The following is a 24,021-nucleotide window of genomic DNA, read 5'->3' on the forward strand; positions in this document are numbered from 1 at the left end:
CCGGGAATGACCAGATTGAAGACATCTTCTTTTGCATTTGCCGCCATTGTCGGCGTGGCAACTGTCACAGCCTGCGCGAGCCAGGCCCCGACCGCAGTGCCAGCGTCCTATCTTCAGGGGACGCCGTTGGACCGAAACCAGATCGGTGTGGCAAAGCGAACCGAGTTTCTTGAAATCGATATTCATCCGGCAGCCAGTGAGCTGAGCCTGAGCGACAAGGCGCGGATCCAGAATTTCGTTGCGGCCTATCGGTCCGCAGGACACGGACCGCTGATCATGTCATTGCCGGAATCCTCACAGAATCCTCAGCTGGCCGTTACGGCCGTTGTTGAGGCTCGCGCGATCGCCTGGGAAAACGGGGTCACTTATGAGGAAATGTCCGGCAGCAGCCATGGCGCTGACTCAGAGATTTCCGAGCCGCTGATCCTGGCGTTCCAGGCCTATGAAGCCATTGCACCGGATTGTCCGTCGCTGGCCAGCCTGGATATGGCAGACATTTCTTCGAACAATGAACTGCCGACGTTGGGCTGTGCGATCCGCACGAATATGGCGGCAATGATTGCGGACCCTGCTGACCTGCTCGGCCAGAGGCCGCTTGAACAAGGTGACGCGCTGCGTCGCAACACGATCCTGACGAAGTTCCGGGCCGGGGAAGCAACCGGAGCAGAGCGCAGTGAGGATGAGTCCGGCCAGGTGTCGTCTGCGGTTGGCAACTAGGGCTGAGGGAAGAAGGTTTGGTAGAGCATGTCTAACGAAAAAGCACTGTTTGACGAAGACTTTGAAGACGTCTTTTCTGACGATCCGCTGGCTGATCTTGTAAGGCCGTCTGCGGCAAATGACGCAACGGATGAGCAGGATGCAGTCGCTGAAGATGCTGCGTCCGGGGCTGCGCTTCACAATCCGGTCGAGCAGGACCTCAGCGCGTTCGGCCACGGCGAGCCTTCGGGTGGCGACGTGATGCTGCCGGCCATCTCCATCAAGCTGTTCTATGAGCGTGAAGAGACACGCGGCATGCTTGAAGTGTGTTCCCACGATCGGCGCATGGGGCGCGCAACGGTCGAGTGCATTCCTGGCGGCATTCCGGCGGCGATCGCCTATATGAGCGAAAACCCGACGCCAAACCTGCTTCTGATCGAGTCCTCGGATTCGGCAGCTCAGGTCTTGCGCGAAATTGATGCGCTGGCGGAGCATTGCGACGAGAACGTCAAAGTGATGGTGATCGGTGCTGTAAACGACATCACGCTGTATCGTCAGCTGATCGCTCGGGGCGTTAGCGAATATCTTGTTCCACCCTTCCAGCCACTTCAGATCATCCGGTCCATCGGCGAGTTGTTCGTCAATCCGGAGTCGCCGTTCATCGGCAAGCAGATCTCCGTGGTAGGTGCCAAGGGCGGGGTAGGGGCCTCAACCATTGCGCACAATCTGGCCTGGGCATTGGCCGAGAATGTGAAGGTCAATACGACGCTGGTAGATCTGGATCTGTCATTCGGGACCACGGCGCTGGATTTCAATCAGGAGACGCCTCAAACGGTAGCCGACGCCTTGTTGGCCCCGGAGCGCGCAGATGAATCCGTCATCGAGCGCTTGCTTGCCAAGCCGACAGACCGGTTGTCCCTCTTCACGGCGCCGGCCACGATCAACCAGATCATGGACATTCCGGATGAAGCTTATTCCACGGTAATTGAAGGCGTGCGCCGCAATGTTCCGTATCTCGTGCTGGACCTGCCGCACATGTGGTCCAGCTGGATGATGAGCACGCTGATCGCATCAGATGAAGTTATCATTGTTTGCCAGCCGGATCTCGCATCGCTGCGCAATGGCAAGAACATGATCGACCAGATGAAGGCCAAGCGCCCGAACGATCATCCGCCACGCCTAGTATTGAACATGAGCGGTGTGCCGAAGCGCCCGGAGATTCCCGCCAAGGACTTCTCCGCAGCGATCGGCGTAGAGCCGGACGTAATTTTGCCATTCGACCCTGAACTGTTCGGCACAGCCGCGAACAATGGCCAGATGATTTCCGAGACAGCGCCTGAATCCAAGTCATCTCAGGCCATCGATCATCTCGCCTCTACGCTCAGCGGACGCGCTGTCGTGCCTCAGGAAAAGTCATTCCTTAAGAAGTTGCTGGGAAAGTGATCCTGGGGAGATCTCTCGTATGGCCTTTGGAAAACGACCTGCCAGCAGTCAGACGCTGACGCCAACCTCAACACCTGCGCCCAAGCCGACACCGAAACCGGTGCCAGTGGCTGAGGCGAAACCCAAGCCTGCGCCGAAGAAACCTCCGGTACCGGAGCCTGTGCCGGTAAAAGGCGCGCCCAAGCCGATTGCGAAGTCGAAACCCGCAAGCCCACCGCCGGAGCCCAAGCCGGAACCCGTGCGCAAGGTCAACCAGCAGACAGATCAGTACTATGCGACGAAGATGACCATCTTCAACGCGCTGATCGACACGATTGACCTGTCACAGCTCGCGCAGCTTGACGCCGAGAGCGCGCGTGAGGAAATTCGCGACATCGTTGTCGAAATCATCAGCATCAAGAATGTTGTGATGTCGATCTCAGAGCAGGAACAGCTGCTCGACGATATCTGTAACGATGTGCTCGGCTATGGTCCGCTGGAGCCATTGCTGGCGCGGGACGACATCGCCGACATCATGGTCAACGGCGCCGACACCACATATATCGAAGTGAACGGCAAGATCGAGCGGACGAATATTCGCTTCCGCGACAATGCCCAGCTGATGAATATCTGTCAGCGTATCGTGAGCCAGGTGGGTCGCCGCGTGGACGATTCCTCACCCATATGTGACGCGCGCTTGCTGGACGGCTCACGGGTGAACGTCATCGCGCCGCCATTGGCGATTGACGGTCCAACCCTCACCATTCGTAAGTTCAAGAAGGACAAGCTGCGCCTGGACGATCTCGTTAATTTCGGGTCGATCTCCGAAGCTGGCGCTGAAATTCTGCGCATTATCGGTCATTCGCGCTGCAACGTCCTGATCTCTGGCGGTACGGGTTCAGGAAAGACAACGCTGTTGAACTGCCTGACCGGCTTCATTGACCCGACCGAGCGCGTCATCACGTGCGAAGACTCTGCGGAACTTCAGCTCCAGCAGCCGCATGTCGTGCGCCTCGAAACGCGCCCGCCGAACATTGAAGGTTCTGGCGAAATCACGATGCGGGATCTGGTCAAGAACTGTCTGCGTATGCGTCCTGAGCGGATCATTGTGGGCGAGGTGCGTGGACCGGAGGCATTCGACTTGCTGCAGGCCATGAACACGGGCCATGACGGCTCAATGGGAACACTGCACGCCAACAGCCCGCGCGAAGCCCTGAGCCGGGTTGAATCCATGATCACTATGGGCGGCTTCTCGCTGCCCGCGAAGACGATCCGTGAAATGATCGTGGGGTCTATTGATGTGGTTGTGCAGGCCTCTCGCCTTCGGGATGGTTCCCGCCGGATCATGAACATCACTGAGGTGATGGGGCTGGAAGGGGAGACCATCGTGCTGCAGGATGTGCTGAAGTACGAGATCGAGGGTGAAGACGAAGACGGAAAAGTCGCAGGCACGCACCGCGGCACGGGCGTGGGTCGTCCGCGCTTCTGGGAGCGGGCGTCCTATTACAATCTTGAGCGCGACCTGGCTGTGGCTCTCGACGAGCTGGGGTCCTGATAGATGGATAATTCACTCATCATCTATGCAATCGCCGGGCTTGCCTTCCTGACCATTGTCGGCGTGGGCCTCGCCTTGACAGGCGATAGCGCCGACGCGGCTGCGAAGAAGCGCGCCAAGGCGATCGGCACCGGCGGGTCCGGGGCTGGCAAGCGCGGGAAGGCGATGGACGAAACCGCCAAGCGCCGCCAGAAAACCCAGGAAATGCTGGACAATATGCGCAAGCAGGACAAGGAGCGGCGCAAGGCGATCCGACCGCAGAACTTGAAGTCCCGCTTGACGCAAGCCGGGATGGATATTCCCGTCGCGGCGTTCTGGATGCTGTCACTCGTGCTGGGCCTCCTGATTGGAGGTCTGGTTTACACGCTTGGTTTCGATGGCCTCGTGATTGGCGGCGTGTCCCTGAAGAGCCGTCCGATTCTGGTTGGCTCGGCATTCTTTGTTGGCGCCGTTGGCTTGCCGCGCATGATCCTGAATTTCATGACCAATGGCCGAAACAAGAAAATGATCAACCAGTTCGCTGATGCGCTGGATATTATCGTTCGGGGTGTGAAGTCCGGTTTGCCGTTGAATGAAAGTGTCCGGATCATCTCTCGGGAATCCCCTGAGCCACTGCGGACTGAATTTGCTATGCTGTCAGACAACCTGGCCATGGGGGCAGGGCTCGAGCGGTCGCTGAACACATTCTACAAGCGTGTGCCGCTTCAGGAAGTGAACTTCTTCATGATCGTGCTCATGATCCAGTCCAAGGCAGGTGGTAACCTGTCTGAGGCATTGGGTAATCTGTCGAGCGTCATTCGTGCCCGGAAGATGATGCGCGAAAAGGTAAAGGCCATGTCGTCCGAGGCCAAGGCCTCGGCCATGATCATCGGCGCGTTGCCCTTTGTGGTCGGTTTCCTCGTTTACATGACCACGCCCGCCTATGTGATGCAGCTGTTCACGACGGATACGGGCCATCTCTTCCTGACCATTGGCGTGGTCATGATGATGATGGGCGTTGCCGTTATGCGCAAAATGATCAACTTCGACATGTAGGGGCGACAGATGGGAGATATTCTTACATCACTCGCCAAGCCTGATGCGATTGCGGCTCTTCTGGTCGCACTCGCCGTGTTCGCGACCGTGATTTCTGTCCTGCTGCCATATCTGCAGACGGACAAACTGGAAACACGCCTGAAGGCGGTCACGGAACAGCGCGAGAAACTTCGCAAGCAGAGCCGCGCCGCACTGGACAATCCGAAAGGCCTTCGCCGGACGGATGATTCCATGGTCGGCAACATTTCGTCGAAGCTGAATCTGGCCAAGGCGCTGGAAGACCCGAACATTGTCGACAATCTGTCCAAGGCCGGTCTGCGGGGCCCGGGGCCATTGTCAGCCTTCTACTTTGCGCGGATGACGCTGCCTTTCGCTGGCGCGCTGCTGATGTTCTTCTACATCTTTTTCGTCAATGATCACGGCTTCTCGCCGATGCTGAAATATGGCTCGCTGCTGTTTGGTGCCGCAGCAGGTTTCTATGCACCGAACCTCTATGTTTCGAACATGGCCCAGAAGCGCCAGCAATCAATCATGCGAGCCTTTCCGGATGCGCTGGACATGCTGCTGATCTGCGTTGAGGCGGGTATGTCGATCGAGCTTGGCTTCTCAAAAGTGAGTCAGGAAATCGGATCTGCATCACCGGAGCTGGCGGAAGAGTTCGGCCTGACCGTGGCGGAACTGTCTTACCTGCCAGAGCGTCGTCAGGCATATGAGAACCTCGCAAAGCGTACCGGGAATGACGGTATCAAGGCGGTCTGTATGGCGCTGGGACAGGCGGAGCGCTACGGTACGCCGCTCGGCGACGCCCTGCGCATCATGGCCAAGGAAAACCGCGACATGCGCATGGCGGCTGCTGAGAAGAAGGCGGCCGCACTGCCTGCGCAGCTGACGGTTCCGATGATTCTGTTCTTCTTGCCGGTTCTGTTCCTCGTCGTGCTGGGGCCAGCCTATATCGGGTTCAAGGCATCTCAGGAAAAGAACCAGGCATCGGCGCCGCCGGCAATTGAGACAACGCATTCAGACTGGGGCTGAGGTCCGGGTGACTTCAGAAGGGGCGCTCATCGGCTTTGGCTGATGGGCGCTTTTCTTTGTGCGGCAGAAGTATCAGCCCGGTGTCCGGCGAAGTCTCAGGCCAGCCTGTGCAGGGGCAGGGGTGTCTTCCTCCGCTTCGGAGGGGCCAGCAAGGCCGACAGCGGACTGATCGACGGGCTGCGTTGGGGCGGCTTTCGGCGGCTCTGCCAATTCAGCGGGCGGTTGAGCTGGCACGGAGGAGTCCTCCTCGAGCGCTTCCCATGACCGCACGGGCTGTATCATCTGTTGCAGCAGCGCCGTGTTCTTCTTCACGATGCTCTCTGGTGCAAAGCGGCTGGAAACGGCGGCCATCTCATCATAGCGGCCCTGAAGCCCCAGGATCAGCGCGAGGTTCTCGGTCACTCGCAAGTCTGCATTCGGTTGCTCGGCTGCAAGGCGCAGTTTGGCCTCGGCGGCGGGCAGATCACCCTGCAAGGCCAGCGACAGACCATAATTCGCCAGCGTTGACGTGCGTGTCGGCTCCAGCGCCAGGGCCTTGTCATAGGCCGCTTGCGCCATGTCATGGCGTTCCATCTTGTCCAGAGTGATGCCGAAGGCAGACCAGGCTTCGGCCCGGTCAGGCGCGACAATGGCCGTCTTCTCGAACGCGCGTGCCGCGCCCATCAGGTTGTTCTCGGCGGAAAAGACCCGTCCCAGCGTCATCAGCACGTCCGGATTGTCCGGATGCACGATCAGGGATTGCGACAGCACTTCGATGGCGCGTTCATTCGAGCCGATGCCTCTGAGCGCAGCGACGAAGGTCAATGCAACGTCCAGGTCTTCGGGGCGTTTGGTGTATTCATTCGCCCAGAAATTGGCCTTGGTCAGCGGATCTGAATTGTTGGCCGCTTCAATTTCTTCTGCCGTGGCAGGTGTCATCGCGTCTTCGATGGCGCGTGCCAGTTCGGCCTGAGCCTCCGCCTCCGGGTCCGGCGTCGTCGCGCAGGCTCCCAGTGCGAGGCACAGTGCAGTCAAAGACGTTTTGGCTCTGGACATGAGCGGGCTCCGGGTCAGTATCTGGCCTAATCCTGCGTGAATCTTGCCGACAGGGCGTCAAGGATCGGTTAACGCCCCGGCAGATTTCATTAACTCTTCGCCTCGAAAGGCCCGAATTCCATGCATAAGAGCTTCACCGCCGACCCAAAGGGCGCCGTTGACGTCTTCCTCTACACAATTGCTGCCTTCAAAAAGCTGGAGAACGATCCGTTCCCATCTGCGCGAGCGCTGGCCAAGGCACAGGAATTCACAGGAGCGGCCGGTCAGATCGTGCTGGTGCCGGGGGAGATGGGAGAGCTGTCACGCGTACTCTATGGTTTGGGCAAGGGCACGGATGCGCTGGCTGTTGCCGGCCTGTCGGCGAAGCTGCCCAAGGGGTCGTATTCTGTCGCCGAAAGTGGCGGCATGCCTTTCAAGAACATCGCTGCTGGCTGGGCTGACGGCGCGTACCGGTTTGACCACTACCTCAAGGACAAGGCGACCCCACCAAAGCTCGTCATGCCGGAAAGCGAGGATGCCGACGCGCTGAGCCGTGAGGCGGATGCCTGCGCTTTGCTGCGCGATCTGGTCAACACGCCTGCGGCCGACATGGGCCCACAGGATATTCAGGCGACAATTTCCGACATGGCTGAACGCTTCGGCGCGAAACTGACGACGATTATTGGCGACGATTTGCTGGCCCACAACTATCCAATGGTCCACGCTGTGGGCCGCGCCGCTGTGTACGAACCGCGCTTCATGGAGCTGGAATGGGGCGACCCGTCTCATCCGAGCGTGGCGCTGGTCGGCAAGGGCGTCACCTTCGATTCCGGCGGTCTCGATATCAAACCCGGTTCCGGCATGCGCATCATGAAGAAGGATATGGGCGGTTCCGCGCATGTGATCGCGCTGTCGCACCTGATCATGAGCGCGAACCTGCCGGTGCATCTGAAGCTGTATGTGCCATCGGTCGAGAACGCCGTTGCGGGCGACGCTTTCCGCCCGGGAGATATCCTGTCCAGCCGCAAGGGGCTGACCGTCGAGATCGACAATACGGATGCGGAAGGCCGCCTGATCCTGGCGGACGCACTGACACGCGCCTGCGAGGAAAAGCCGGATCTGCTGATCGATTTCGCCACTCTGACCGGCGCAGCCCGCGTGGCGCTGGGGCCGGAACTCGCGCCTTTCTATACTGATGACGAAAGCCTGGCCGAAGGCATCGAGGCGGGCGCAAAGGCAACGGGCGACCCGGTCTGGCGCATGCCGCTCTGGGACCCATACCTCGCTGATCTCAAGAGCCCGATTGCCGATCTTGTGAACTCCGGCGGCCGGTTTGCCGGGTCCATCACGGCGGGCTTGTTCCTGAAACAGTTCGTCGACGCGCCGAGCTGGATGCATTTCGATGTCTGGGCCTGGCGGCTCGGAAAATATGGACGGCCAGAAGGCGGCGCACCTTGCGGCCTGCGGGCGGCCTGGGCCATGCTGCAATCGCGTTATGGCTGATCTCTGAAAGGGGCCCCTCATGATCCGGACCTGCTTATTCGCACTCACGCTGTGTGTCGCCGCGATCCCGGCTACTGCCCACGGGCAGGGCATGACCCGTGTTCCTGCGCAAGTGGACGAGGGGGCGATCCCGCTCATTGATCCGGAGGCGGTCGGTGCGAATACGGAGATATGGACGAGCATCGGCACAGAGCGCTGGGTGCGCAACGTCAATCATCCCACATTGCTGCCTGTCCTGCCGGACCCGGAGAAAGCGAATGGCGCGGCGGTGATTGTGGTGCCCGGCGGTGCATTCCAGTTCGTGTCCATCGACAATGAGGGCTACCCCATAGCGGAATGGCTGGCAGAGCAGGGGGTTGCGGCCTTCGTTCTGAAATACCGCACAATGCAAACGCCGGTACCTGAGGAGGAGCTCTCGGAACATATCCAGCGTATCTTTGCGCCGACACCGGATATGGAGCCGATTGATGCCATGCAGGGCATTCCAGCGGCCGTGGAGGATGCGCAAGCGGCGTTGCGATTGGTCGAGGCCCAAAGCGAAGACTGGGGCATCGATACAGACCGTATCGGCATGCTCGGCTTCTCAGCCGGGGCGATCACGACGATGGCGGTCACCCTTGATGAAAGTGACGCGCCCAAGCCAGACTTCATCGGGCATATTTATGGACCGATGACTTCGGTCGATGTGCCGGCAGACGCGCCGCCGCTGTTCACAGCTCTGGCGGCGGATGATTCCCTGTTCGGGCGGCAGGGCTTTGGTCTCGTCGATTCATGGGTCGCCGCAGGCAAGCCGGTCGAGCTGCATTTCTACGAAAATGGGGGACACGGTTTCGGGTCGTACAAGCGCGGCTCAACAGCGGACGCCTGGTTTGACCAGTTCGTGGGATGGATGACCGCCCGGGGCCTGATGGCTCTGCCAGAGCCGGAATAGGACTGAAACTCAGTCCACAATATCCGGGCTGAGTACACGCACTTCGGACAGGCGAATGGCCTCGCGCACACGCCCACGCAGGACCAGCGTGTCGATGTTTTCCGGATCGGCAGCCATGGCGGCGTCTATATCCGTCATGGCGAGGTCCAGCTGGTCGAGATTGAGATGCGCTTCGGCGCGAAGCTGGCGCGCAATGGCCATGCTTGGCGCGCGTGACAGGGCGCTGTCGAGATCAGATTTGGCATCTTCCCAATTGCCGAGCATCAAATGCGCGCTGGCGCGGTCGACCAGAAGGTCCGGCACGCCGGGCTTCAGTTTCAGTGCGTTGGTGAACGTCACGATGGCCGCTTCCGGTGCGCCGGCCTGAAGCCAGGCATTGCCCGATTGGGTCAGGTATTCGGCGCGTTGCTCTATCGTTCCGCCATCCACGGAGTTGGCGAGTTGTTCAAGGCGCGCCGCCCCCTCATCCTCACGGCCCAGCGCGATCAGGGCGAGGGCGGTGCACTGGCGCGCGCCGGGGCGGTTGCCCTGATAGGTCCAGGCGAGCCCATCCTCATAGGCTTCTTCAGCGTCCACCTCGATTTTGGCGACACACGCCTTCAGCCGTTCTGCCTCGCGCGTGTCGACTGTGGCGCTGGCTGCAGATTGCGACAAGGCGAAGGAAGCAACGGCCAGGGCAAGGATGGACATGGATCAAAGGCTCCGGAAACTGTAGTACGGGGTCTTAGACCCGACAGGAGCGGCCAGCGCAAATGACAGATACGACATCTCTGCTTTTTGTTTTCGGGCTGGGCTATAGCGCCCTGAAGCTGGCAGGGCGGCTGAAATCCCGTGGAATTGGCGTTGCGGGCACCGTTCGCAGCGCGGAAAAGGCGGCGGCCTTGAAAGCAGATGGTATCGCCGCGCAGGTCTGGGACGGGCAGGGCCTGCCGGACATTCTCGAAGGCGCGCACTGGCTGGTCACCTTGCCGCCGGATGCAGACGGCTGCCCCGCCGCGCGTGCGGCGACCTACGCTGAGCCCGGCGCGGCCAGCGTTGCCTATCTCTCCACAACGGGTGTCTATGGAGACCTCAATGGCGGCTGGGCGATGGAGTGGAGTCCGGTCAATCCGGGATCTGACCGCGCCCGCGCGCGCGTTCTGGCAGAGCGGCAATGGATGGACGCGACGGACGGCGCGGCGCGGATTGTCCGCCTGCCGGGCATTTACGGGCCGGGGCGGTCTCCCTTCCAGAAATTGCGGGACGACAAGGCGCATCGTGCGGTGAAGCCGGGACAGGTGTTCTCTCGCGTGCATGTCGACGATATTGCGAGCGGACTGGACGCGCTGTTTGAACGGCCGAATCTGCACGGCATCTTCCATCTGTGCGATGATTTGCCTGCGCCGCCGCAGGATGTGACTGCCTATGCGGCCGAATTGATGGGCATCGCGCCGCCCCCGGAAGTGCCATTCGAAGAGGCGGGGCTGAGCCCGATGGCGCGGAGTTTCTATGCGGAATGCAAGCGCGTTTCGAATGCGCGGGCGAAGTCTGCGCTTGGCTGGCAACCGGCATTCCCGACCTATCGGGAGGGGTTGGCGGCCGTCTGGAAATCAGAGGACGGAGCATAGAAAAGCCCCCTCATTGAGAGGGGGCAGGTCAAGGGGATTCGTTTCTGTTATGCGGTGACCGAGTCGCGCTGGCGCTCGTGCTTGCCTTCACAGATTTCTTCAACGATCTTCGCGTTGAAATCTCCCAGATCGTCCGGGGAGCGGGAGGTGACCAGTCCGCCATCGACCACGACGGATTCGTCTCTGACGATACCGCCTGCGTTCTTCAGATCCTGCTGGATCGCCGGGAATCCGGTGACCTCGCGGCCATTGACCAAATTCGCTGAGATCAGGACTTGTGGGCCGTGGCAGATGGAGAAGACGGGTTTCTCCTGGTTGAAGAAGTCCGATACAAATTGCTTTGCCGTCTCGTTCGTGCGCAGAGCGTCCGGGCTGAACAGGCCGCCGGGGATAAGCAGCGCGTCGAAGTCTTCCGCTTTGGCCTCGTCCAGCGAGAGGTCAACTTTGTATTTGTCGCCATGCTCGCGGTGCTGGTTGGCGTGGATGAAGCCTTTTTCCATCGATACGATTCTGGTTTCACCGCCTGCGGATTCAATGGCTTCCTTCGGGCTGGTCAGCTCGATTTCCTCAAAACCGTCTGCGGCGAGGATTGCCATTTTTCGACCTTGTGCGCGTTGGTTTGACATGAAGCATGTCTCCTTGATCTTGTGTTGCAACCACGCTGCGACCCGTGGTGAGGGAGCGCGGGCGGACGGATCATCCCGTCCTGCACAAAATCAATGTTTGGCCGCGGCCATTGTTCCGATTAACTCGGGGAAAGGTCAGTCGATGAGGGCCGCCGCAATATCGCCGCATGTCGCTTTCAGTCGCGCAATGTCCTGAGCGCGTGACAGGCGGTGGTCGCCATCCTTGATCAGGGTAAAGACGAGGTCGTCGCTCGTGATCGCGGTGACCAGCCGTTCGGCATGTTTCCACGGAACATCCACATCCTGCATGCCCTGGAGAATGCGTACCGGCACATTCAGTTCGATCGGCGCGTCCAGGATCTGCCAGGTGCGGCCATCCTCGATCAGGGCGCGGGTGATGGTGTAGGGCTCGTCATAATCGGACGGGCGCAGCGTGAAACCTTTTTCCATGATCTCGGCCTGCGCCTCAGCGGAGAATTCCGGCCACATCAGTTTTTCGGTAAAGTCCGGCGCGGGCGCGATCAGGACGAGTCCCGCCACGCGGTCCTTGCGGGCGAGGGCAGAGAGCAGCGCCATCCAACCGCCCATACTGGAGCCGACCAGAACGACCGGCCCGGCGCTGTGCGCGTCGATTGCGGCGAGCGCATCGGCGCGCCAGTCAGAGATGGTGCCGTTCTCGAATGCGCCATCGGACTCGCCATGACCGGAATAGTCAAAGCCGAGAAAGCCGTGTCCGGCTTCAATGGCCCAGCTTTCCAGCTCGGTGGCCTTGGTGCCGCTCATGTCGGATTTGAAGCCAGACAGCCAGACAAAGGTGAGACCGGATCGGGAAGGGGCCGTGGCGCGATAGGCAAGGCGTCGGCCTTCGGGTGAGGTGAAATAGGACGTTGTCATTCTTCTCCCGTTCCTCCATCTGTTTCGCCTGTCAAGCGAGTGGAGGGAATTCGCCTTGCCCGATTTTCCGGACCTGACCGGCAAGACCATCCTGCAAGTGGCCCCCGAACTCTCTGCCGGTGGGGTAGAGCGGACTGTGCTGGAAGTCACCGAAGCCATCATTCAGGCGGGCGGGCGCGCGTTGCTGGCCAGCCGGGGCGGACGGCAGGAAGCGGCGTTCGAGGCGCTGGGCGGGGAACTGATCCGGATGGACGCGAAATCCAAGAATCCGATCACGTTGAAACTGAATGAAGGCAAGTTGAAGCGCCTGATCGCGCAGGAGCATGTGGATCTGGTCCATGCCCGCTCGCGTGCGCCAGCCTGGAGCGCCTATTGGGCTGCGCAGGCGATGGGCGTGCCCTTTGTCACCACCTATCACGGCGCCTATTCCGGCAAGACCAAGCTGAAGAAGCGGTACAATTCCGTGATGGCGAAGGGGGATCTGGTGATCGCGAATTCGCAATGGATTGCCGAGCATGTGAAGACAGAGCATGGCGTGCCGTTTGAGAAGGTTGTCACCATTCCGCGCGGCGTGGACCTTGAGGCATTCGACCCGACCGCGGTGCCGGTGGCGCGGGTGAAGGCTATCCGCGAAGGGCTCGGCCTTGTGGACGATCCACGCATGATCCTGTTGCTGCCAGGACGGCTGACGGAATGGAAAGGCCAATTGGTCGCCATTGAGGCGTTGGCGATGCTGGCGCCAGACGAGCGGGAAAAGCTGGTGCTTGTGCTGGCGGGTGATGCACAGGGGCGCAAGGGCTATGTCGAGCGGCTGGAACAGGCTGTGGTCGCGCATGGGCTCGACCGCGGTGTGATCATGTCGGAGCATATTTCGGACATGCCGGCGGCCTATCTGGCGAGCGATATTGTGCTGGCCCCCTCCGTGCGGCCTGAAGCCTTCGGGCGTGTGGCGGCGGAGGCGTCTGCGATGGCAAAGCCGGTGATCGTCTCAGATCATGGCGGCGGGCGCGAAACAGTGATCGAAGGGGAGACCGGCGCGCGGGTCGAGCCGGGCAATGCGCAGTCGCTGGCAGGGGCGATCCGGGCGCTGTTGTCGGTCGGTCCGCTGGCCCGGGACGGCATGGGACGGGCCGGTCAGCAGCATATTCGGCAACATTACTCAAAACGGGGGCTTCAGGCCGCGACCCTCGGGGTCTATAAGACCTTGCTGGAATAGGGGAAATCGAGGCCCGAATGGCGAAATCGGTCAAATCGGCCAGTCCGGTCAATCCGGGCGAGGCTGCCGAGAATGTTCTTGTGATCAAGCTCAGCGCGCTGGGCGATTTCGTGCTGGCCCTCGGCGCGATGAAAGCTGTGCGTGAGCATCACCCGAAAGCGCGCATCACGCTGCTGACCACGCCCCCCTACAAGGGATTTGCCGAGCTTTGCCCCTATGTCGATGCCGTGGAGACGGATGGTCGCCCGGAAACGATGAAGGCCACGGCGGCTCTGATCTCGCGCATTCGCAAGGCAAGGTACGATATCATTTATGATTTCCAGACCAGCGGCCGGACGAAGAATTATTTCACTGCCCTGAACAAGACCGGTAAGGCACCGCTCTGGTCCGGCCATCATGAGAAGGCGGCCTTCTTTCATGACAATGCCGAGCGCAAGACGATGCACTCAATTGACCGTCTGGCCGAGCAGCTGGAAGTGGCGGGCGTCGCACCGGATGGCCGCTGGCTGGGCAATAGCGCGCCCAAGCCGGACCTGTCCTGGGTGCGCCCGAAGCTGAGAGATGCGCCGCGCCTTCAGCCGGCCTATTTCAGCCTGGAAGAACCCTACATGCTGCTGATTCCCGGCGCTTCCGCCCATCGGGAGGCAAAGCGCTGGCCGGTCGAGAACTATGCTGAACTGGCGAAACGGGTTGCAGATGCGGGCATCACGCCGGTCATCATTGGCGGCAAGGCCGAGGGCCAGCTGGCCCATGAGATCGTGCGCAAGGAACCGCGCACCAAAAGCCTGACCACGCGCACGGACCTGTTCCAGATCGTGACCCTTGCGGAGAAGGCGCTGTTTGTCGTGGGCAATGATACCGGCCCGATGCACATGGCCGCAATTGCCGGGGCGCCCGGCGTCGCCCTGTTCGCCCTGACAGAGAGCAATCCCGACCATGCCGCCCCGCGCGGCGCGAAGACGATCATCATCAATTCCGCGCCGACGCTGGCCGAACTGAGCGTGGATGATGTGTGGCAGTCGGTCCGCGCGCTGGGTGTGCTGCCATCTTGACGTGGCGGCTGAAGTGTAGAATGGCCGTTCGCCTTGAAGATCCCAACAATAATGGGCATATTCAGCATAACTGAAACAGCGACAAAGGAGATTCGCCATAGCTCGCAGACCAGACACCGGGGGACCACAGAAGTCCGCCGGCCCACGTATCAATGATGACATTCGCGCCGCCAAGGTTCTCTTGATTGATGAGAACGGTGAAAAGCAGGGCGTGATGCCCCTGACGGCTGCGCTGGACGCAGCCCGGGAAGCCGCAATGGATCTCGTGGAGGTATCTCCCAACCAGGAAGTGCCCGTCGTCAAGATTCTCGACTATGGCAAGCTTCGGTTCGAAGAGCGCAAGAAGAAGGCCGCTGCGAAGAAAAAGCAGAAGTCTTCCGAACTCAAAGAGATCAAGATGCGCCCGAATATCGACACGCATGATTATGGCGTGAAGGCTAAAGCGATGGCGCGCTTCTTCGAGGCCGGCGACAAGGTGAAAGTCACCCTGCGCTTTCGCGGACGTGAAATGGCGCACCAGCATCTCGGCATGGAATTGCTGAACCGGGTGAAAACCGATTTCGAGGAAACGGCGAAAGTGGAACTGGAGCCGAAACTCGAAGGCCGTCAGATGACCATGGTGCTCGCACCACGCTGATTGCCGCTGACACAAACCAGCACGAAAAGCCGGACGGGCCACCAGCCCTCCGGTTTTTTTGTGTGTTGCGAGCGGAGAGACGAGGCCGCGAAACAGGAGGTAGTCAGGAAGTATACAGGTAGCGACCCTGTCTCTTCCGCTCACCGGGATTCGTCAAATCCCCATTCCGATGACGCCAGGCACCGGAATGACGGGGACAGAATGCACGACGCGAATGGCTGTCGGATTGGGAAGGCGGGATCGCCGGTGACGCTTGCGTTCAGGCCGGGGACAGGCAGGCAGCCCATCCCCGGTCTGACGCGCATTTCCCGCCTGGACTACTGACCGGCGCGGATGAAGTCCCGCACGTCATCGGACAGTTTCTTGCCGTCGCTTTCGGCGAGATACATCATGTGGCCGGAATCATAATAGTCGAACTCGACCCGATCGAGCACGACGCCATTCTTGCGCAGGGACATTTCTGCTCCGAAGAATGGCGTGGCCAGATCATACCAGCCGGAGGCCAGCAGGACGCGCAGATCGGTGTTCTCCCGCATGCCCTTGCCGAGCCAGGGGGCAACATTGACATAGGATGGCCAGCCCTGCTGGTTGACGCTCCAGTTCCACTGGGAGCCTGGCTCGCCTGTCAGCACCTTGTACGGACGGGTGAAGTCCACTTTCAATTCACGGGTCAGATAGTCATTGATCGCGGCGACATAGGCGACATCCATGCCGTAGCCGGACGGATCATTCTCTGGCGTCTCGCCCGTGCCTTCGCTGTCCACGCCCTTGTAGCGGCTGTCGAAGCGGCCAACCGTATAGCCTTCGCGGCGCAGGAGTTCCTTGCGGAAGCGATGCGGATCAACGCGCAGATTGGCAAGGCGAATCCATTCCGGTGACAGGCCGATGAAATCGCTCATTTCCTCCGCGATGCGAATCTCGTCGGCTTCGCTCAGCGTTGAGCCACGGATCAGGGCAGGGGCCAGCGTATCGGTGGCATAATTGCGCGCGTCTTCGATGAAGGTGTCGAAATCATTGTTCCACTTGGCCTTGTTGGCCTTGCCATGATGCCAGGCGGTGGCGGCTTCGGTGGGGAAGAAGGCGAGGTGGGCGGTGTCATTGCCCGGCGCAAAACGGGCGGTCTGGAAATCCAGGATTGCGGAAATCAGGATCACGCCGTTCAGGCCGATGCCGTTCCAGCCGCCTTGCAGCTTTTCGGTCAGTGCGGCGGCGCGCGTGGTGCCATAGCTTTCGCCGGCGAGGTATTTCGGGCTGTTCCAGCGGCCATTCTCGGTCAGCCAGATGCGGATGAATTCAGCGATGCTCTCGGCATCCTCATTCACGCCGTAGAATTCCTTGCCCTCCGTCTCACCCAGTGGGCGGGAATAGCCCGTGCCGACCGGATCAATGAAAACGAGATCGGTGACATCCAGCAGGGAGTTTGGATTGTCCCGCATCGTGTAGGGCGGCGCGCCCACATCAGAGGCATCTGACGGGGTGAGGACCTGTTTCGGCCCGAAGGCGCCCATGTGGAGCCAGAGCGAGGCAGATCCCGGCCCCCCATTGAACACGAAGGTCACCGGGCGCTGCGCAGCACTGGTCGTGCTGGTGTCGACATAGGCGACAGAAAAGACAGAGGCCGTCGGCTCGTCCTTTTCGTTGCGCAGATAGGTTTCGCTGGCGACGGTCCTGTATTTCACGGTTTTTGAGCCGAGGCGCAGCGAGTGGTCAGACGTGAACACCTGCGCGTCCGGAATGTCGGCAGGGTCTGTCTTGCCATTGGCGGTGTCGTCGGCAAGGCCCGGCAAGGCGAAGACCGCCATACAGGCGGCGAGGAGGAGTGTGCGCATGAAATCTGCCCCTGAAACTTTATAACAAGGGTGGACCTTACGGTTGCTGGCAAGTTGCGGCAAGCCATATGCGAAAGCCCCCGCAGTAACAGCATATTGGCCTCTTGATTCTCCGGTCCTGATCCGTCATAAGCCGCCTCTTCCGAGCGGTTTGGGCGAACGGCATGCCCTCCAGCTCATGAACCTTGGGCCGCCTTTACGGTGAGAGCTCGCATACAGGAGACATGAAATGCCGAAGATGAAGACCAAAAAGGCCGCTGCAAAGCGGTTCAAGATCACGGCAACCGGAAAGCTGAAGCACGGCGTCGCAGGTAAGCGTCACCGCCTGATCAGCCACAATTCCAAGTACATCCGCCAGAACCGCGGCACGAAAGTCGCTGCGAAAGCTGATGTGGCTCGCGTTGTGAAGAAATTCCTGCCCTACGGCCTCTAGGCCCGTTTCCGTTCAGATCTTGATTTAGGAGGCCTAGATGCCCCGTTCACGTAACAAAGTTCCCGCCCACGCCCGCCACAAGAAAATCCTGAAGCAGGCAAAGGGTTTCCGTAACCGCCGCAAGAATACGTTCCGCATCGCGCACCAGTCTGTCTGGGAAGCCGGTCAGTACGCCTATGTCGGCCGCAAGGTGAAGAAGCGGAAGTTCCGCTCGCTCTGGATCCAGCGCATCAACGCCGCTGTGCGCATCCATGATGACGAGATGAACTACTCCCAGTTCATCAACGGCCTGACGAAAGCCGGCATTGAGGTCGACCGCAAGGTCATGGCCGATATTGCCGTGCGCGAGCCGGAAGCATTTGGCGCCCTGGTCAAACAGGCCAAGGCTGCCCTCGCTTAACCTGCCTTAAAGGCACAAGTGACAAAGCCCGGCCGTCAAAGCCGGGCTTTTTCTTTAAGGGCGTTTGCATGCGCCGCCGAAGCGCCTAAAAAGCCCGCTCGAACAGTAAAGGGAAGCGACCCCAGTGTCCGATATCACGACGATCGAGAAAGAGGCGCTCGCCTCAGTTGAGGCAGCTGCCGATCTTGCCGCGCTGGAACAGGTGCGTGTGGCCGAGCTTGGCAAGAAGGGCAGGGTGTCTGGCCTGATGAGTTCCCTGGGCAAGATGAGCCCCGAGGAGCGCAAGGAGAATGGCCCGAAGCTGAACGCGCTGAAGACTCGCGTTGATGCCGCGATCCGCGCCCGCAAGGAGACGCTGGAGGCCGCGGCGCTTGAGGCCCAGCTGGCGAGCGAGACGGTTGATCTGTCCCTGCCACCGAAGGCTGGCCCGGTTGCCGGCGCGCTGCACCCGGTGATGCAGGTGTTCGAGGAAATCGCCGCCGTGTTTGGCGATATGGGCTTCACCGTCGCCGAAGGGCCGGACATTGAAGACGACTGGCACAATTTCACCGCGCTGAATTTTCCGGAAGGCCACCCGGCGCGCGAGACGCACGACACCTTCTTCATGCATGCACTGGAAGGCGATGAGGCGAAGGTTCTGCGCACGCACACGTCTCCGGTTCAGATCCGCACGATGATGAGCCAGAAGCCGCCGATCCGTATTCTGGTGCCCGGCCGGGTCTATCGGAATGACTGGGACGCGACCCACACGCCGATGTTTCATCAGGTCGAAGGGCTCGTGATCGAGAAGAACATCCATATGGGCCATCTGAAGGGCTGCCTGATCGACTTCGTGAAGGCCTTCTTCGAAGTGGATAATGTCGAGGCGCGCTTCCGCCCGCACTTCTTCCCCTTCACCGAGCCATCGGCAGAGATGGACGTGAAATATACCCGCAAGGGCGAGACGATCGAGATTGGTGCCGGCGACAGCTGGATGGAGATCCTCGGCAGCGGCATGGTGCATCCGAACGTACTGCGCAATTGCGGCATCGACCCGAACGAATATCAGGGTTTTGCCTTCGGCATGGGTGTCGACCGCCTGGCCATGCTGAAGTACGGCATGCCGGACCTGCGCCCATACTTCGAGGCTGACCCGCAATGGACGCGCCACTATGGCTTTGCGCCGTGGAGTACGCCGAGCGTCAGTGGCGGCTTGAGCTGAGGACACGTCCATGGGCAATGGCAACAAGGTTGAGATGCTGATTGCGATTTGCGCGGTGCTGACCAGCGCGATTGCCGTCTTCATCGCTTGGGACCAGGGCCGCGTGATGCGCGCGCAGCAGCATGGCGCCGTCTATCCTGTCGTACAGATCGAGGGTTTTGTGTCATCTTCCCCCGAGATGGTCTCAATGGGGCTACGCATATCGAACAGCGGGGTTGGCCCGGCTTTGATCGAGCGTGTTGATGTGTCGAAGGGCGGGGTGCCCGTCAAAAGTCTGACCCCGTATGCAGACAAGTTTCCATCTGGATACCAACAATCCTGGTCAAGCCTGATCGGCAGGGCCATAGCGCCGGGTAAAGAAGTGATCCCTCTGCGGGTGGACTGGTCTCGCGAACGCGTATCCGTCGCCGACCGCGATGCGGCCGCGTTGGCCTGGAGCGCGCTGGATGTGGAGATTTGCTATTGTTCGGTGTTCAACAAATGCTGGACCGCGACCGGCCTGAACATGGGGACGACCATGTCGCGCGCCGAGCCTGTCAAACGCTGCGAACGCAGCGACGAAGATGTCTTTGAGGCGTTGGCGAATTACGTGCCCAAGCCCGAAACCGATATGACCGCTGAAGTGGAATAGACGATGAAATTCACCCTTTCCTGGCTGAACGACCACCTCGCCACCAAGGCGACGCTGGACGATATTCTGGGCCTGATGCTGAAAGCCGGTCTCGAAGTGGAAGAGGTCGAAGACCCCCGCGAGAAGCTTGCCGCCTTCACGGTTTGCAAGGTCAAGGCTGCTGAACCCCATCCGGATGCGGACAAGCTGCGCGTGTGTACGGTCGACACGGTCGATGGTGAAAAGCAGATCGTCTGCGGCGCGCCGAATGCCCGCGCTGGCATGACGGCAATCTATGCACCGCTTGGCACGTTCATTCCGGGGCTCGATTTCGCGCTGGACAAGAAGCCGCGCAAGATTCGCGGCATCGAAAGCTACGGCATGATGTGTTCCACCAAGGAGCTCGAAGCCGGGGAAGACCATGACGGCATCGCCGATCTGGACGAGTCCATCGCGCTGGGCACGCCTGCCGCAGATGCGCTGGGCCTGAATGATCCGGTGATTGATTTTGAGGTGACGCCAAACCGTCCCGACTGGCTGGGCGTACAGGGCATCGCACGCGATCTGGCCGCGGCCGGGGCAGGGCGCTTCCTGCGCACGGAGCTCAAGAAAGTTGTTGGCACCAAGCCATGCCCGGTCGAGATCCAGCTGGACGCGCCGGAGGCTTGTCCGGTCTTCGCGGGCGCCGTGATCGTGGGCGTCAAGAATGGTCCGTCACCGGACTGGATGCAGCAGCGTCTCAAGGCCGTTGGTATTCAGCCGAAATCCCTGCTGGTCGATGTGACGAATTACATCTCGCTTGATCGGGCTCGTCCGCTGCATGCCTATGACGCCGCGAAGCTGTCAGGCCCGGTCGTGGCGCGTCTTGGCCGCAAGGGCGAAAAGCTCGCCGCGCTGGATGGCAAGACGTATGACATCTCCGAAGAGATGTGTGTCATCGCAGATGATAGCGGCGCCATCGGTCTGGGCGGCGTGATGGGGGGCGAGTCCACCGCCGTGTCGGATGAGACGGTCGACGTGTTCATTGAGAGCGCATGGTTTGATCCGCTGCGCACAGCCCGCACGGGCCGCGCAACCGGCATTCATTCCGATGCGCGCTATCGTTTCGAGCGCGGCGTAGATCCGCATAGCTGTATGGACGGGCTGAACCTCGCCATTGCGCTGATCGTGGAGTATGGCGGCGGCGTTGTGTCGAAGCCGAACCTGGCTGGCGAAGCGCCGGTCAACACCAAGAAAGTCACCTTCTATCCAGCAGATGTCGAGCGCCTGACAGGCCTCAGCGTGAAACCGGCCGATATGCGGCGGATGCTGAAGGATCTGGAGTTTGGCATCGAGGATGCGGGAGACGCCTGGTATCTGACGCCGCCAACGTTCCGCTTCGACATGGAGCAGTCTGCGGACATTGTGGAAGAAGTGGCTCGGCTGGTCGGGTTTGACCAGTTGCCGACAACATCGCTGCCAGCGCCTGAAGGCGGCGTGAAGGCGATCACCACACCGATGCAGGCCCGCGTGCGTGCGGCCCGGCGGGTGATGGCATCCCGAGGCTTCCTTGAGGCGGTCAGCTGGAGCTTCATGGCGAAGGATGATGCGGCGCTGTTTGGCAAGACAAGCGATGCGCTGGTCGTGGCCAATCCTGTCGCCAGCGATCTCGACTATATGCGCCCCTCCGTGCTCGGAAATCTGGCCAAGGCGGCGCAGCGCGCGGCCAATCATGGTGAGCGCGGTGTGCGCCTGTTCGAGGCCGGGCCGATCTATCTGGGCGATGGCCCGAAAGACCAGCGCACCGTTGTGGCTGCGCTGGTGCGTCCGTTCAATGAGCGCCACTGGCAGGGCACGCCGGCGGCCTATGATTCCTATGCCGCGAAGGCGGATTTGTTCGCGGTGCTGGATGCGCTGGGCCAGCCGGGTGACCGGTTCCAGGTTGCCGCGCCCGCCCAGCCGCACTGGCATCCGGGGCAGGCGGCGAGCCTGAAGCTCGGCCCGAAAGTGACGGTGGCGCATTTCGGTCAGTTGCATCCCGGCGTGCTGAAGGCGCTGGACGTGGATGGGCCGGTCTATGGTTTTGAGCTGAATTTGAACGCGCTGCCGCAGATGAAGGCGAAGAACACGAAAACCAAGCCGGTATTCGAGCGCGCCGAGCTGACGCCGATCCGCCGGGACCTTGCCTTTGTGGTCGACCGTGCCGTGCCGGCCTCAGACCTGGTGCGCCATGCGCAGGGCGCGGACAAGAAGCTGATCACCCGCGTTGACGTGTTTGATGTCTATGAGGGCACAGGCGTGCCGGAAGGGCAGAAATCGGTCGCGTTCGAAATGACGCTGCAGCCGCAGGAAAAGCTGAAGGATGAAGACATCCAGGCCCTGATGGACAAGGTCGTTGCCTCGGTCGCCAAGGGCACAGGCGGCGTTTTGAGAGGGTAGGAGAGGCAAGGCGCTGCTTCCCGCAAGGGCGCAGCGCCTCGGCCTGACTAATCCTGCGCCTTCGAGCCGTTGGCTTCGGACTGGAGCATTGTGTAGCGCTCGATGCCGATGCGCTCGATCAGGTCGAACTGGGTTTCCAGATAATCGACATGTTCTTCCTCATTGTTGAGGATCTTGCCGAACAGGTCGCGGCTGCCATAGTCGCGGACGCTTTCGGCATATTCCATTGCGTCTTTCAGCAGCGGGATGGCGTCGTTTTCGAGTTTCAGGTCGCATTCGAGGATTTCGTGGACCGATTCCCCGATGCGCAGCTTGCCGAGATCCTGCAGATTCGGCAGGCCGCCGAGGAACAGGATGCGTTCGATCAGCCAGTCGGCATGCTCCATTTCTTCAATGGATTCCTTGTACTCATAGTCGCCCAGCTTGCTGACGCCCCAATCGTGCAGCATGCGCGAGTGCAGGAAATACTGGTTGATTGCCGTCAGTTCGTTCTTCAGGCACTTGTTTAGGAAGTCGATGACCTTTGGGTCGCCTTTCATGGGGGAGCTCTCCTGCGTGGATTATGTTTATGGGCCAGCACCTAGGGTGATTGTGCCACCGGATCAAGAAAAAATCCAATAAAAACAATTGCATGTGAAAGTGCGACACAATTGCAGCGTCCTGTCATGCGCTGTCGCGGGGCGTGTCTGCAGGCGTCGCCGTATGTCGCATCGTGTCGCGATCTGTCGCGCGATGTCTAAAAGCGTAGCGATTTCAAAGGCAGGTGTCGGTCTATTCCGCGGCGATCAGGGCCGGGGCGACCGGGCGGCGGTCCATCTCTTCGGAGATGATTTCACCGATCGAGCAGCTGCATTTTCCGCACTGGAATTTGCACCCGTGATGCGCCTGCACAGCCTTTGGGCTGCGCGCACCGGCGTCCACGGCGGAGCGGACGCTTTTGCAGTTGATACGGTTGCAGACGCAAATGATCATGCGAACCATTTGCACGAAGATGCGAATGAATGTCAATCAGGTTTTTGCGCTTTGTTGCACATGCGGAATGGCCCGTGCGCCATGCCGCGAACTGACTCAGGCTGCGCTGTCCAGAATGACCCGGTTGCGGCCAGAATTCTTGGCGCGATAGAGCGATTTGTCGGCGCGCAGGATGACATCCTCAATCGGACTGCGCGGCAGGGCAATGGCGACCCCGATACTGGCGGTAATCGCGTGCAGTTTGCCTGGCTCGGGTTCAAAGCGAATGGCGTGAATGCCCTGGCGTATGTCTTCGGCGCGTTCCTGCGCGGTTGTCTCATCCATGCAGCCCGTCAGGAAGACAGCAAACTCTTCGCCCCCAAGCCGCCCGACAAGGTCTGTTGGTCGCGCTTTACTGGCCAGAGCCTTTGATATTGCGCGCAGGGCATCATCGCCGGCGCCGTGGCCGAAGGTGTCATTGATCGTCTTGAAGTGGTCGACATCAATCATCAGGATCGCGCCGTGCGTTTCCAGACGGTCTTCGACCTCAGCCAGGAATGCGCCGCGATTGAGCAGGCCGGTGAGCGCGTCCACGCGAGAGCGATGGGCCAGTTCGGCATGGGCGGCCGCCAATTCGTCCAGTGCATCCTGCAACTTGATACGCCCGCGTTGCAGCAGGATGGCAATCGGAAAAGAGACAACGACCGGGATGACCGTGGAGGAGAATGCCGTCCAGAACCAGAACTCGTTCAGAATCGCCTGGTCGATATGATCGTAGGTTGTGCCGAACGGGTTCGCCAGGATCGAAAACCCGGTCACCGCCCATGTCGCGAGCAGCGAAATGAGCGCGACCATGGCCGCATTCGCATAGGAAACCCGGTTTCCCGCTGGCTTGTTGATCCCGAGAAAGCTCATGCCTGAACGCTACCGCATCTTGGTTTCGGCGCGTCTAAATGGAT

At 60.5% G+C, this 24,021-nt stretch carries 24 protein-coding genes; 16 read left to right on the top strand and 8 right to left on the bottom strand.

Annotated features, from left to right (window positions below; genetic code table 11):
- The first annotated feature begins 6 nt into the window (after window positions 1–6).
- From HY36_RS14835 to HY36_RS14855, 5 genes are read left to right on the top strand one after another with little or no spacing between them, the layout of a single operon-like run.
- The gene (locus HY36_RS14835) at window positions 7–717 is read left to right on the top strand and encodes a CpaD family pilus assembly protein (protein ID WP_035554423.1); all 711 of its coding nucleotides are present in this window, start codon (window positions 7–9) and stop codon (window positions 715–717) included.
- A 27-nt stretch (window positions 718–744) separates the two neighbouring features.
- Window positions 745–2,139 (top strand): AAA family ATPase, encoded by a 1,395-nt coding sequence (locus HY36_RS14840; RefSeq protein ID WP_035554430.1) that lies wholly within the window; start codon window positions 745–747, stop codon window positions 2,137–2,139.
- A 19-nt stretch (window positions 2,140–2,158) separates the two neighbouring features.
- Window positions 2,159–3,673 carry a CpaF family protein gene (locus tag HY36_RS14845; RefSeq protein ID WP_035554432.1) on the top strand — a complete coding sequence of 505 codons (1,515 nt, stop codon included), beginning with the start codon at window positions 2,159–2,161 and terminating at the stop codon, window positions 3,671–3,673.
- A gap of 3 nt (window positions 3,674–3,676) precedes the next feature.
- Window positions 3,677–4,708: a type II secretion system F family protein gene (locus HY36_RS14850; RefSeq protein WP_051602841.1), complete on the top strand. Its 1,032-nt coding sequence runs from the start codon at window positions 3,677–3,679 to the stop codon at window positions 4,706–4,708.
- Window positions 4,709–4,717: 9 nt separating this feature from the next.
- The gene (locus HY36_RS14855) at window positions 4,718–5,740 is read left to right on the top strand and encodes a type II secretion system F family protein (RefSeq protein ID WP_051602842.1); all 1,023 of its coding nucleotides are present in this window, start codon (window positions 4,718–4,720) and stop codon (window positions 5,738–5,740) included.
- Between the two features lie 72 nt (window positions 5,741–5,812).
- Here the strand turns inward: HY36_RS14855 and HY36_RS14860 are convergent, their stop codons facing one another.
- Window positions 5,813–6,775 carry a hypothetical protein gene (locus tag HY36_RS14860; RefSeq protein ID WP_035554434.1) on the bottom strand — a complete coding sequence of 321 codons (963 nt, stop codon included), beginning with the start codon at window positions 6,773–6,775 and terminating at the stop codon, window positions 5,813–5,815.
- A gap of 120 nt (window positions 6,776–6,895) precedes the next feature.
- On the opposite strand from HY36_RS14860, the gene HY36_RS14865 reads away from it, so the two are divergent.
- Window positions 6,896–8,257 carry a leucyl aminopeptidase family protein gene (locus HY36_RS14865; RefSeq protein ID WP_035554436.1) on the top strand — a complete coding sequence of 454 codons (1,362 nt, stop codon included), beginning with the start codon at window positions 6,896–6,898 and terminating at the stop codon, window positions 8,255–8,257.
- A 19-nt stretch (window positions 8,258–8,276) separates the two neighbouring features.
- Window positions 8,277–9,188 (top strand): alpha/beta hydrolase, encoded by a 912-nt coding sequence (locus tag HY36_RS14870; RefSeq protein WP_035554439.1) that lies wholly within the window; start codon window positions 8,277–8,279, stop codon window positions 9,186–9,188.
- Between the two features lie 9 nt (window positions 9,189–9,197).
- Here HY36_RS14870 and HY36_RS14875 read toward each other — a convergent pair whose 3' ends face one another.
- Complete coding sequence (locus tag HY36_RS14875) at window positions 9,198–9,878, bottom strand: tetratricopeptide repeat protein (protein WP_051602843.1); 681 nt, start codon at window positions 9,876–9,878, stop codon at window positions 9,198–9,200.
- A 62-nt stretch (window positions 9,879–9,940) separates the two neighbouring features.
- On the opposite strand from HY36_RS14875, the gene HY36_RS14880 reads away from it, so the two are divergent.
- A complete protein-coding gene (locus HY36_RS14880; protein WP_035554441.1) occupies window positions 9,941–10,795 on the top strand; it encodes an SDR family oxidoreductase in 855 nt (284 codons plus the stop codon).
- A 47-nt stretch (window positions 10,796–10,842) separates the two neighbouring features.
- Here HY36_RS14880 and HY36_RS14885 read toward each other — a convergent pair whose 3' ends face one another.
- Together HY36_RS14885 and HY36_RS14890 are read right to left on the bottom strand one after the other, a co-directional pair.
- Window positions 10,843–11,421, bottom strand: coding sequence for a type 1 glutamine amidotransferase domain-containing protein (locus HY36_RS14885; protein WP_035554443.1), 579 nt, complete (start codon window positions 11,419–11,421; stop codon window positions 10,843–10,845).
- A 135-nt stretch (window positions 11,422–11,556) separates the two neighbouring features.
- On the bottom strand, window positions 11,557–12,315 hold the full coding sequence (locus tag HY36_RS14890) for an alpha/beta hydrolase (RefSeq protein ID WP_035554445.1): 759 nt from the start codon (window positions 12,313–12,315) through the stop codon (window positions 11,557–11,559).
- Window positions 12,316–12,370: 55 nt separating this feature from the next.
- Between HY36_RS14890 and HY36_RS14895 the strand changes: the two genes are divergently transcribed.
- The 3 genes from HY36_RS14895 to infC all read left to right on the top strand — a co-directional run bounded on the left by HY36_RS14895 (window position 12,371) and on the right by infC (window position 15,220).
- Window positions 12,371–13,531, top strand: coding sequence for a glycosyltransferase family 4 protein (locus tag HY36_RS14895; protein ID WP_035554446.1), 1,161 nt, complete (start codon window positions 12,371–12,373; stop codon window positions 13,529–13,531).
- 17 nt (window positions 13,532–13,548) lie between these two features.
- The gene (locus tag HY36_RS14900; protein WP_051602844.1) at window positions 13,549–14,583 is read left to right on the top strand and encodes a glycosyltransferase family 9 protein; all 1,035 of its coding nucleotides are present in this window, start codon (window positions 13,549–13,551) and stop codon (window positions 14,581–14,583) included.
- A gap of 97 nt (window positions 14,584–14,680) precedes the next feature.
- Complete coding sequence (infC, locus tag HY36_RS14905) at window positions 14,681–15,220, top strand: translation initiation factor IF-3 (RefSeq protein ID WP_081806217.1); 540 nt, start codon at window positions 14,681–14,683, stop codon at window positions 15,218–15,220.
- Between the two features lie 317 nt (window positions 15,221–15,537).
- On the opposite strand, the gene HY36_RS14910 is transcribed toward infC, so the two are convergent.
- On the bottom strand, window positions 15,538–17,049 hold the full coding sequence (locus HY36_RS14910) for a S10 family peptidase (RefSeq protein ID WP_035554448.1): 1,512 nt from the start codon (window positions 17,047–17,049) through the stop codon (window positions 15,538–15,540).
- Window positions 17,050–17,278: 229 nt separating this feature from the next.
- On the opposite strand from HY36_RS14910, the gene rpmI reads away from it, so the two are divergent.
- From rpmI to pheT, 5 genes are all read left to right on the top strand, one after another.
- Window positions 17,279–17,482, top strand: coding sequence for a 50S ribosomal protein L35 (rpmI, locus tag HY36_RS14915; RefSeq protein ID WP_035554449.1), 204 nt, complete (start codon window positions 17,279–17,281; stop codon window positions 17,480–17,482).
- A gap of 37 nt (window positions 17,483–17,519) precedes the next feature.
- A complete protein-coding gene (rplT, locus tag HY36_RS14920) occupies window positions 17,520–17,882 on the top strand; it encodes a 50S ribosomal protein L20 (RefSeq protein WP_027839517.1) in 363 nt (120 codons plus the stop codon).
- Window positions 17,883–18,006: 124 nt separating this feature from the next.
- Complete coding sequence (gene pheS / locus HY36_RS14925; RefSeq protein WP_035554451.1) at window positions 18,007–19,083, top strand: phenylalanine--tRNA ligase subunit alpha; 1,077 nt, start codon at window positions 18,007–18,009, stop codon at window positions 19,081–19,083.
- A gap of 10 nt (window positions 19,084–19,093) precedes the next feature.
- Window positions 19,094–19,714: a hypothetical protein gene (locus tag HY36_RS17940; protein ID WP_051602845.1), complete on the top strand. Its 621-nt coding sequence runs from the start codon at window positions 19,094–19,096 to the stop codon at window positions 19,712–19,714.
- A 3-nt stretch (window positions 19,715–19,717) separates the two neighbouring features.
- Window positions 19,718–22,111 (top strand): phenylalanine--tRNA ligase subunit beta, encoded by a 2,394-nt coding sequence (gene pheT, locus HY36_RS14935; RefSeq protein ID WP_035554453.1) that lies wholly within the window; start codon window positions 19,718–19,720, stop codon window positions 22,109–22,111.
- A 47-nt stretch (window positions 22,112–22,158) separates the two neighbouring features.
- On the opposite strand, the gene bfr is transcribed toward pheT, so the two are convergent.
- The 3 genes from bfr to HY36_RS14950 form a co-directional block, all read right to left on the bottom strand.
- Complete coding sequence (bfr, locus tag HY36_RS14940) at window positions 22,159–22,650, bottom strand: bacterioferritin (RefSeq protein ID WP_035554455.1); 492 nt, start codon at window positions 22,648–22,650, stop codon at window positions 22,159–22,161.
- A 232-nt stretch (window positions 22,651–22,882) separates the two neighbouring features.
- Window positions 22,883–23,083, bottom strand: coding sequence for a (2Fe-2S)-binding protein (locus tag HY36_RS14945; RefSeq protein WP_035554601.1), 201 nt, complete (start codon window positions 23,081–23,083; stop codon window positions 22,883–22,885).
- A 96-nt stretch (window positions 23,084–23,179) separates the two neighbouring features.
- Window positions 23,180–23,977: a GGDEF domain-containing protein gene (locus HY36_RS14950; RefSeq protein WP_051602846.1), complete on the bottom strand. Its 798-nt coding sequence runs from the start codon at window positions 23,975–23,977 to the stop codon at window positions 23,180–23,182.
- Between the last annotated feature and the right edge of the window lie 44 nt (window positions 23,978–24,021).

Source organism: Hyphomonas atlantica corrig. (assembly GCF_000682715.1).
Lineage (GTDB): Bacteria > Pseudomonadota > Alphaproteobacteria > Caulobacterales > Hyphomonadaceae > Hyphomonas > Hyphomonas atlantica.

Bases quoted from the DNA above. Each gene is read 5' to 3' on its own strand.
- HY36_RS14835 (WP_035554423.1), top strand. From the start codon at position 7: ATGACCAGATTGAAGACATCTTCTTTTGCATTTGCCGCCATTGTCGGC.
- HY36_RS14840 (WP_035554430.1), top strand. From the start codon at position 745: ATGTCTAACGAAAAAGCACTGTTTGACGAAGACTTTGAAGACGTCTTT.
- HY36_RS14845 (WP_035554432.1), top strand. From the start codon at position 2,159: ATGGCCTTTGGAAAACGACCTGCCAGCAGTCAGACGCTGACGCCAACC.
- HY36_RS14850 (WP_051602841.1), top strand. From the start codon at position 3,677: ATGGATAATTCACTCATCATCTATGCAATCGCCGGGCTTGCCTTCCTG.
- HY36_RS14855 (WP_051602842.1), top strand. From the start codon at position 4,718: ATGGGAGATATTCTTACATCACTCGCCAAGCCTGATGCGATTGCGGCT.
- HY36_RS14860 (WP_035554434.1), bottom strand. From the start codon at position 6,775: ATGTCCAGAGCCAAAACGTCTTTGACTGCACTGTGCCTCGCACTGGGA.
- HY36_RS14865 (WP_035554436.1), top strand. From the start codon at position 6,896: ATGCATAAGAGCTTCACCGCCGACCCAAAGGGCGCCGTTGACGTCTTC.
- HY36_RS14870 (WP_035554439.1), top strand. From the start codon at position 8,277: ATGATCCGGACCTGCTTATTCGCACTCACGCTGTGTGTCGCCGCGATC.
- HY36_RS14875 (WP_051602843.1), bottom strand. From the start codon at position 9,878: ATGTCCATCCTTGCCCTGGCCGTTGCTTCCTTCGCCTTGTCGCAATCT.
- HY36_RS14880 (WP_035554441.1), top strand. From the start codon at position 9,941: ATGACAGATACGACATCTCTGCTTTTTGTTTTCGGGCTGGGCTATAGC.
- HY36_RS14885 (WP_035554443.1), bottom strand. From the start codon at position 11,421: ATGTCAAACCAACGCGCACAAGGTCGAAAAATGGCAATCCTCGCCGCA.
- HY36_RS14890 (WP_035554445.1), bottom strand. From the start codon at position 12,315: ATGACAACGTCCTATTTCACCTCACCCGAAGGCCGACGCCTTGCCTAT.
- HY36_RS14900 (WP_051602844.1), top strand. From the start codon at position 13,549: ATGGCGAAATCGGTCAAATCGGCCAGTCCGGTCAATCCGGGCGAGGCT.
- HY36_RS14910 (WP_035554448.1), bottom strand. From the start codon at position 17,049: ATGCGCACACTCCTCCTCGCCGCCTGTATGGCGGTCTTCGCCTTGCCG.
- rpmI (WP_035554449.1), top strand. From the start codon at position 17,279: ATGCCGAAGATGAAGACCAAAAAGGCCGCTGCAAAGCGGTTCAAGATC.
- rplT (WP_027839517.1), top strand. From the start codon at position 17,520: ATGCCCCGTTCACGTAACAAAGTTCCCGCCCACGCCCGCCACAAGAAA.
- HY36_RS17940 (WP_051602845.1), top strand. From the start codon at position 19,094: ATGGGCAATGGCAACAAGGTTGAGATGCTGATTGCGATTTGCGCGGTG.
- pheT (WP_035554453.1), top strand. From the start codon at position 19,718: ATGAAATTCACCCTTTCCTGGCTGAACGACCACCTCGCCACCAAGGCG.
- bfr (WP_035554455.1), bottom strand. From the start codon at position 22,650: ATGAAAGGCGACCCAAAGGTCATCGACTTCCTAAACAAGTGCCTGAAG.
- HY36_RS14945 (WP_035554601.1), bottom strand. From the start codon at position 23,083: ATGATCATTTGCGTCTGCAACCGTATCAACTGCAAAAGCGTCCGCTCC.
- HY36_RS14950 (WP_051602846.1), bottom strand. From the start codon at position 23,977: ATGAGCTTTCTCGGGATCAACAAGCCAGCGGGAAACCGGGTTTCCTAT.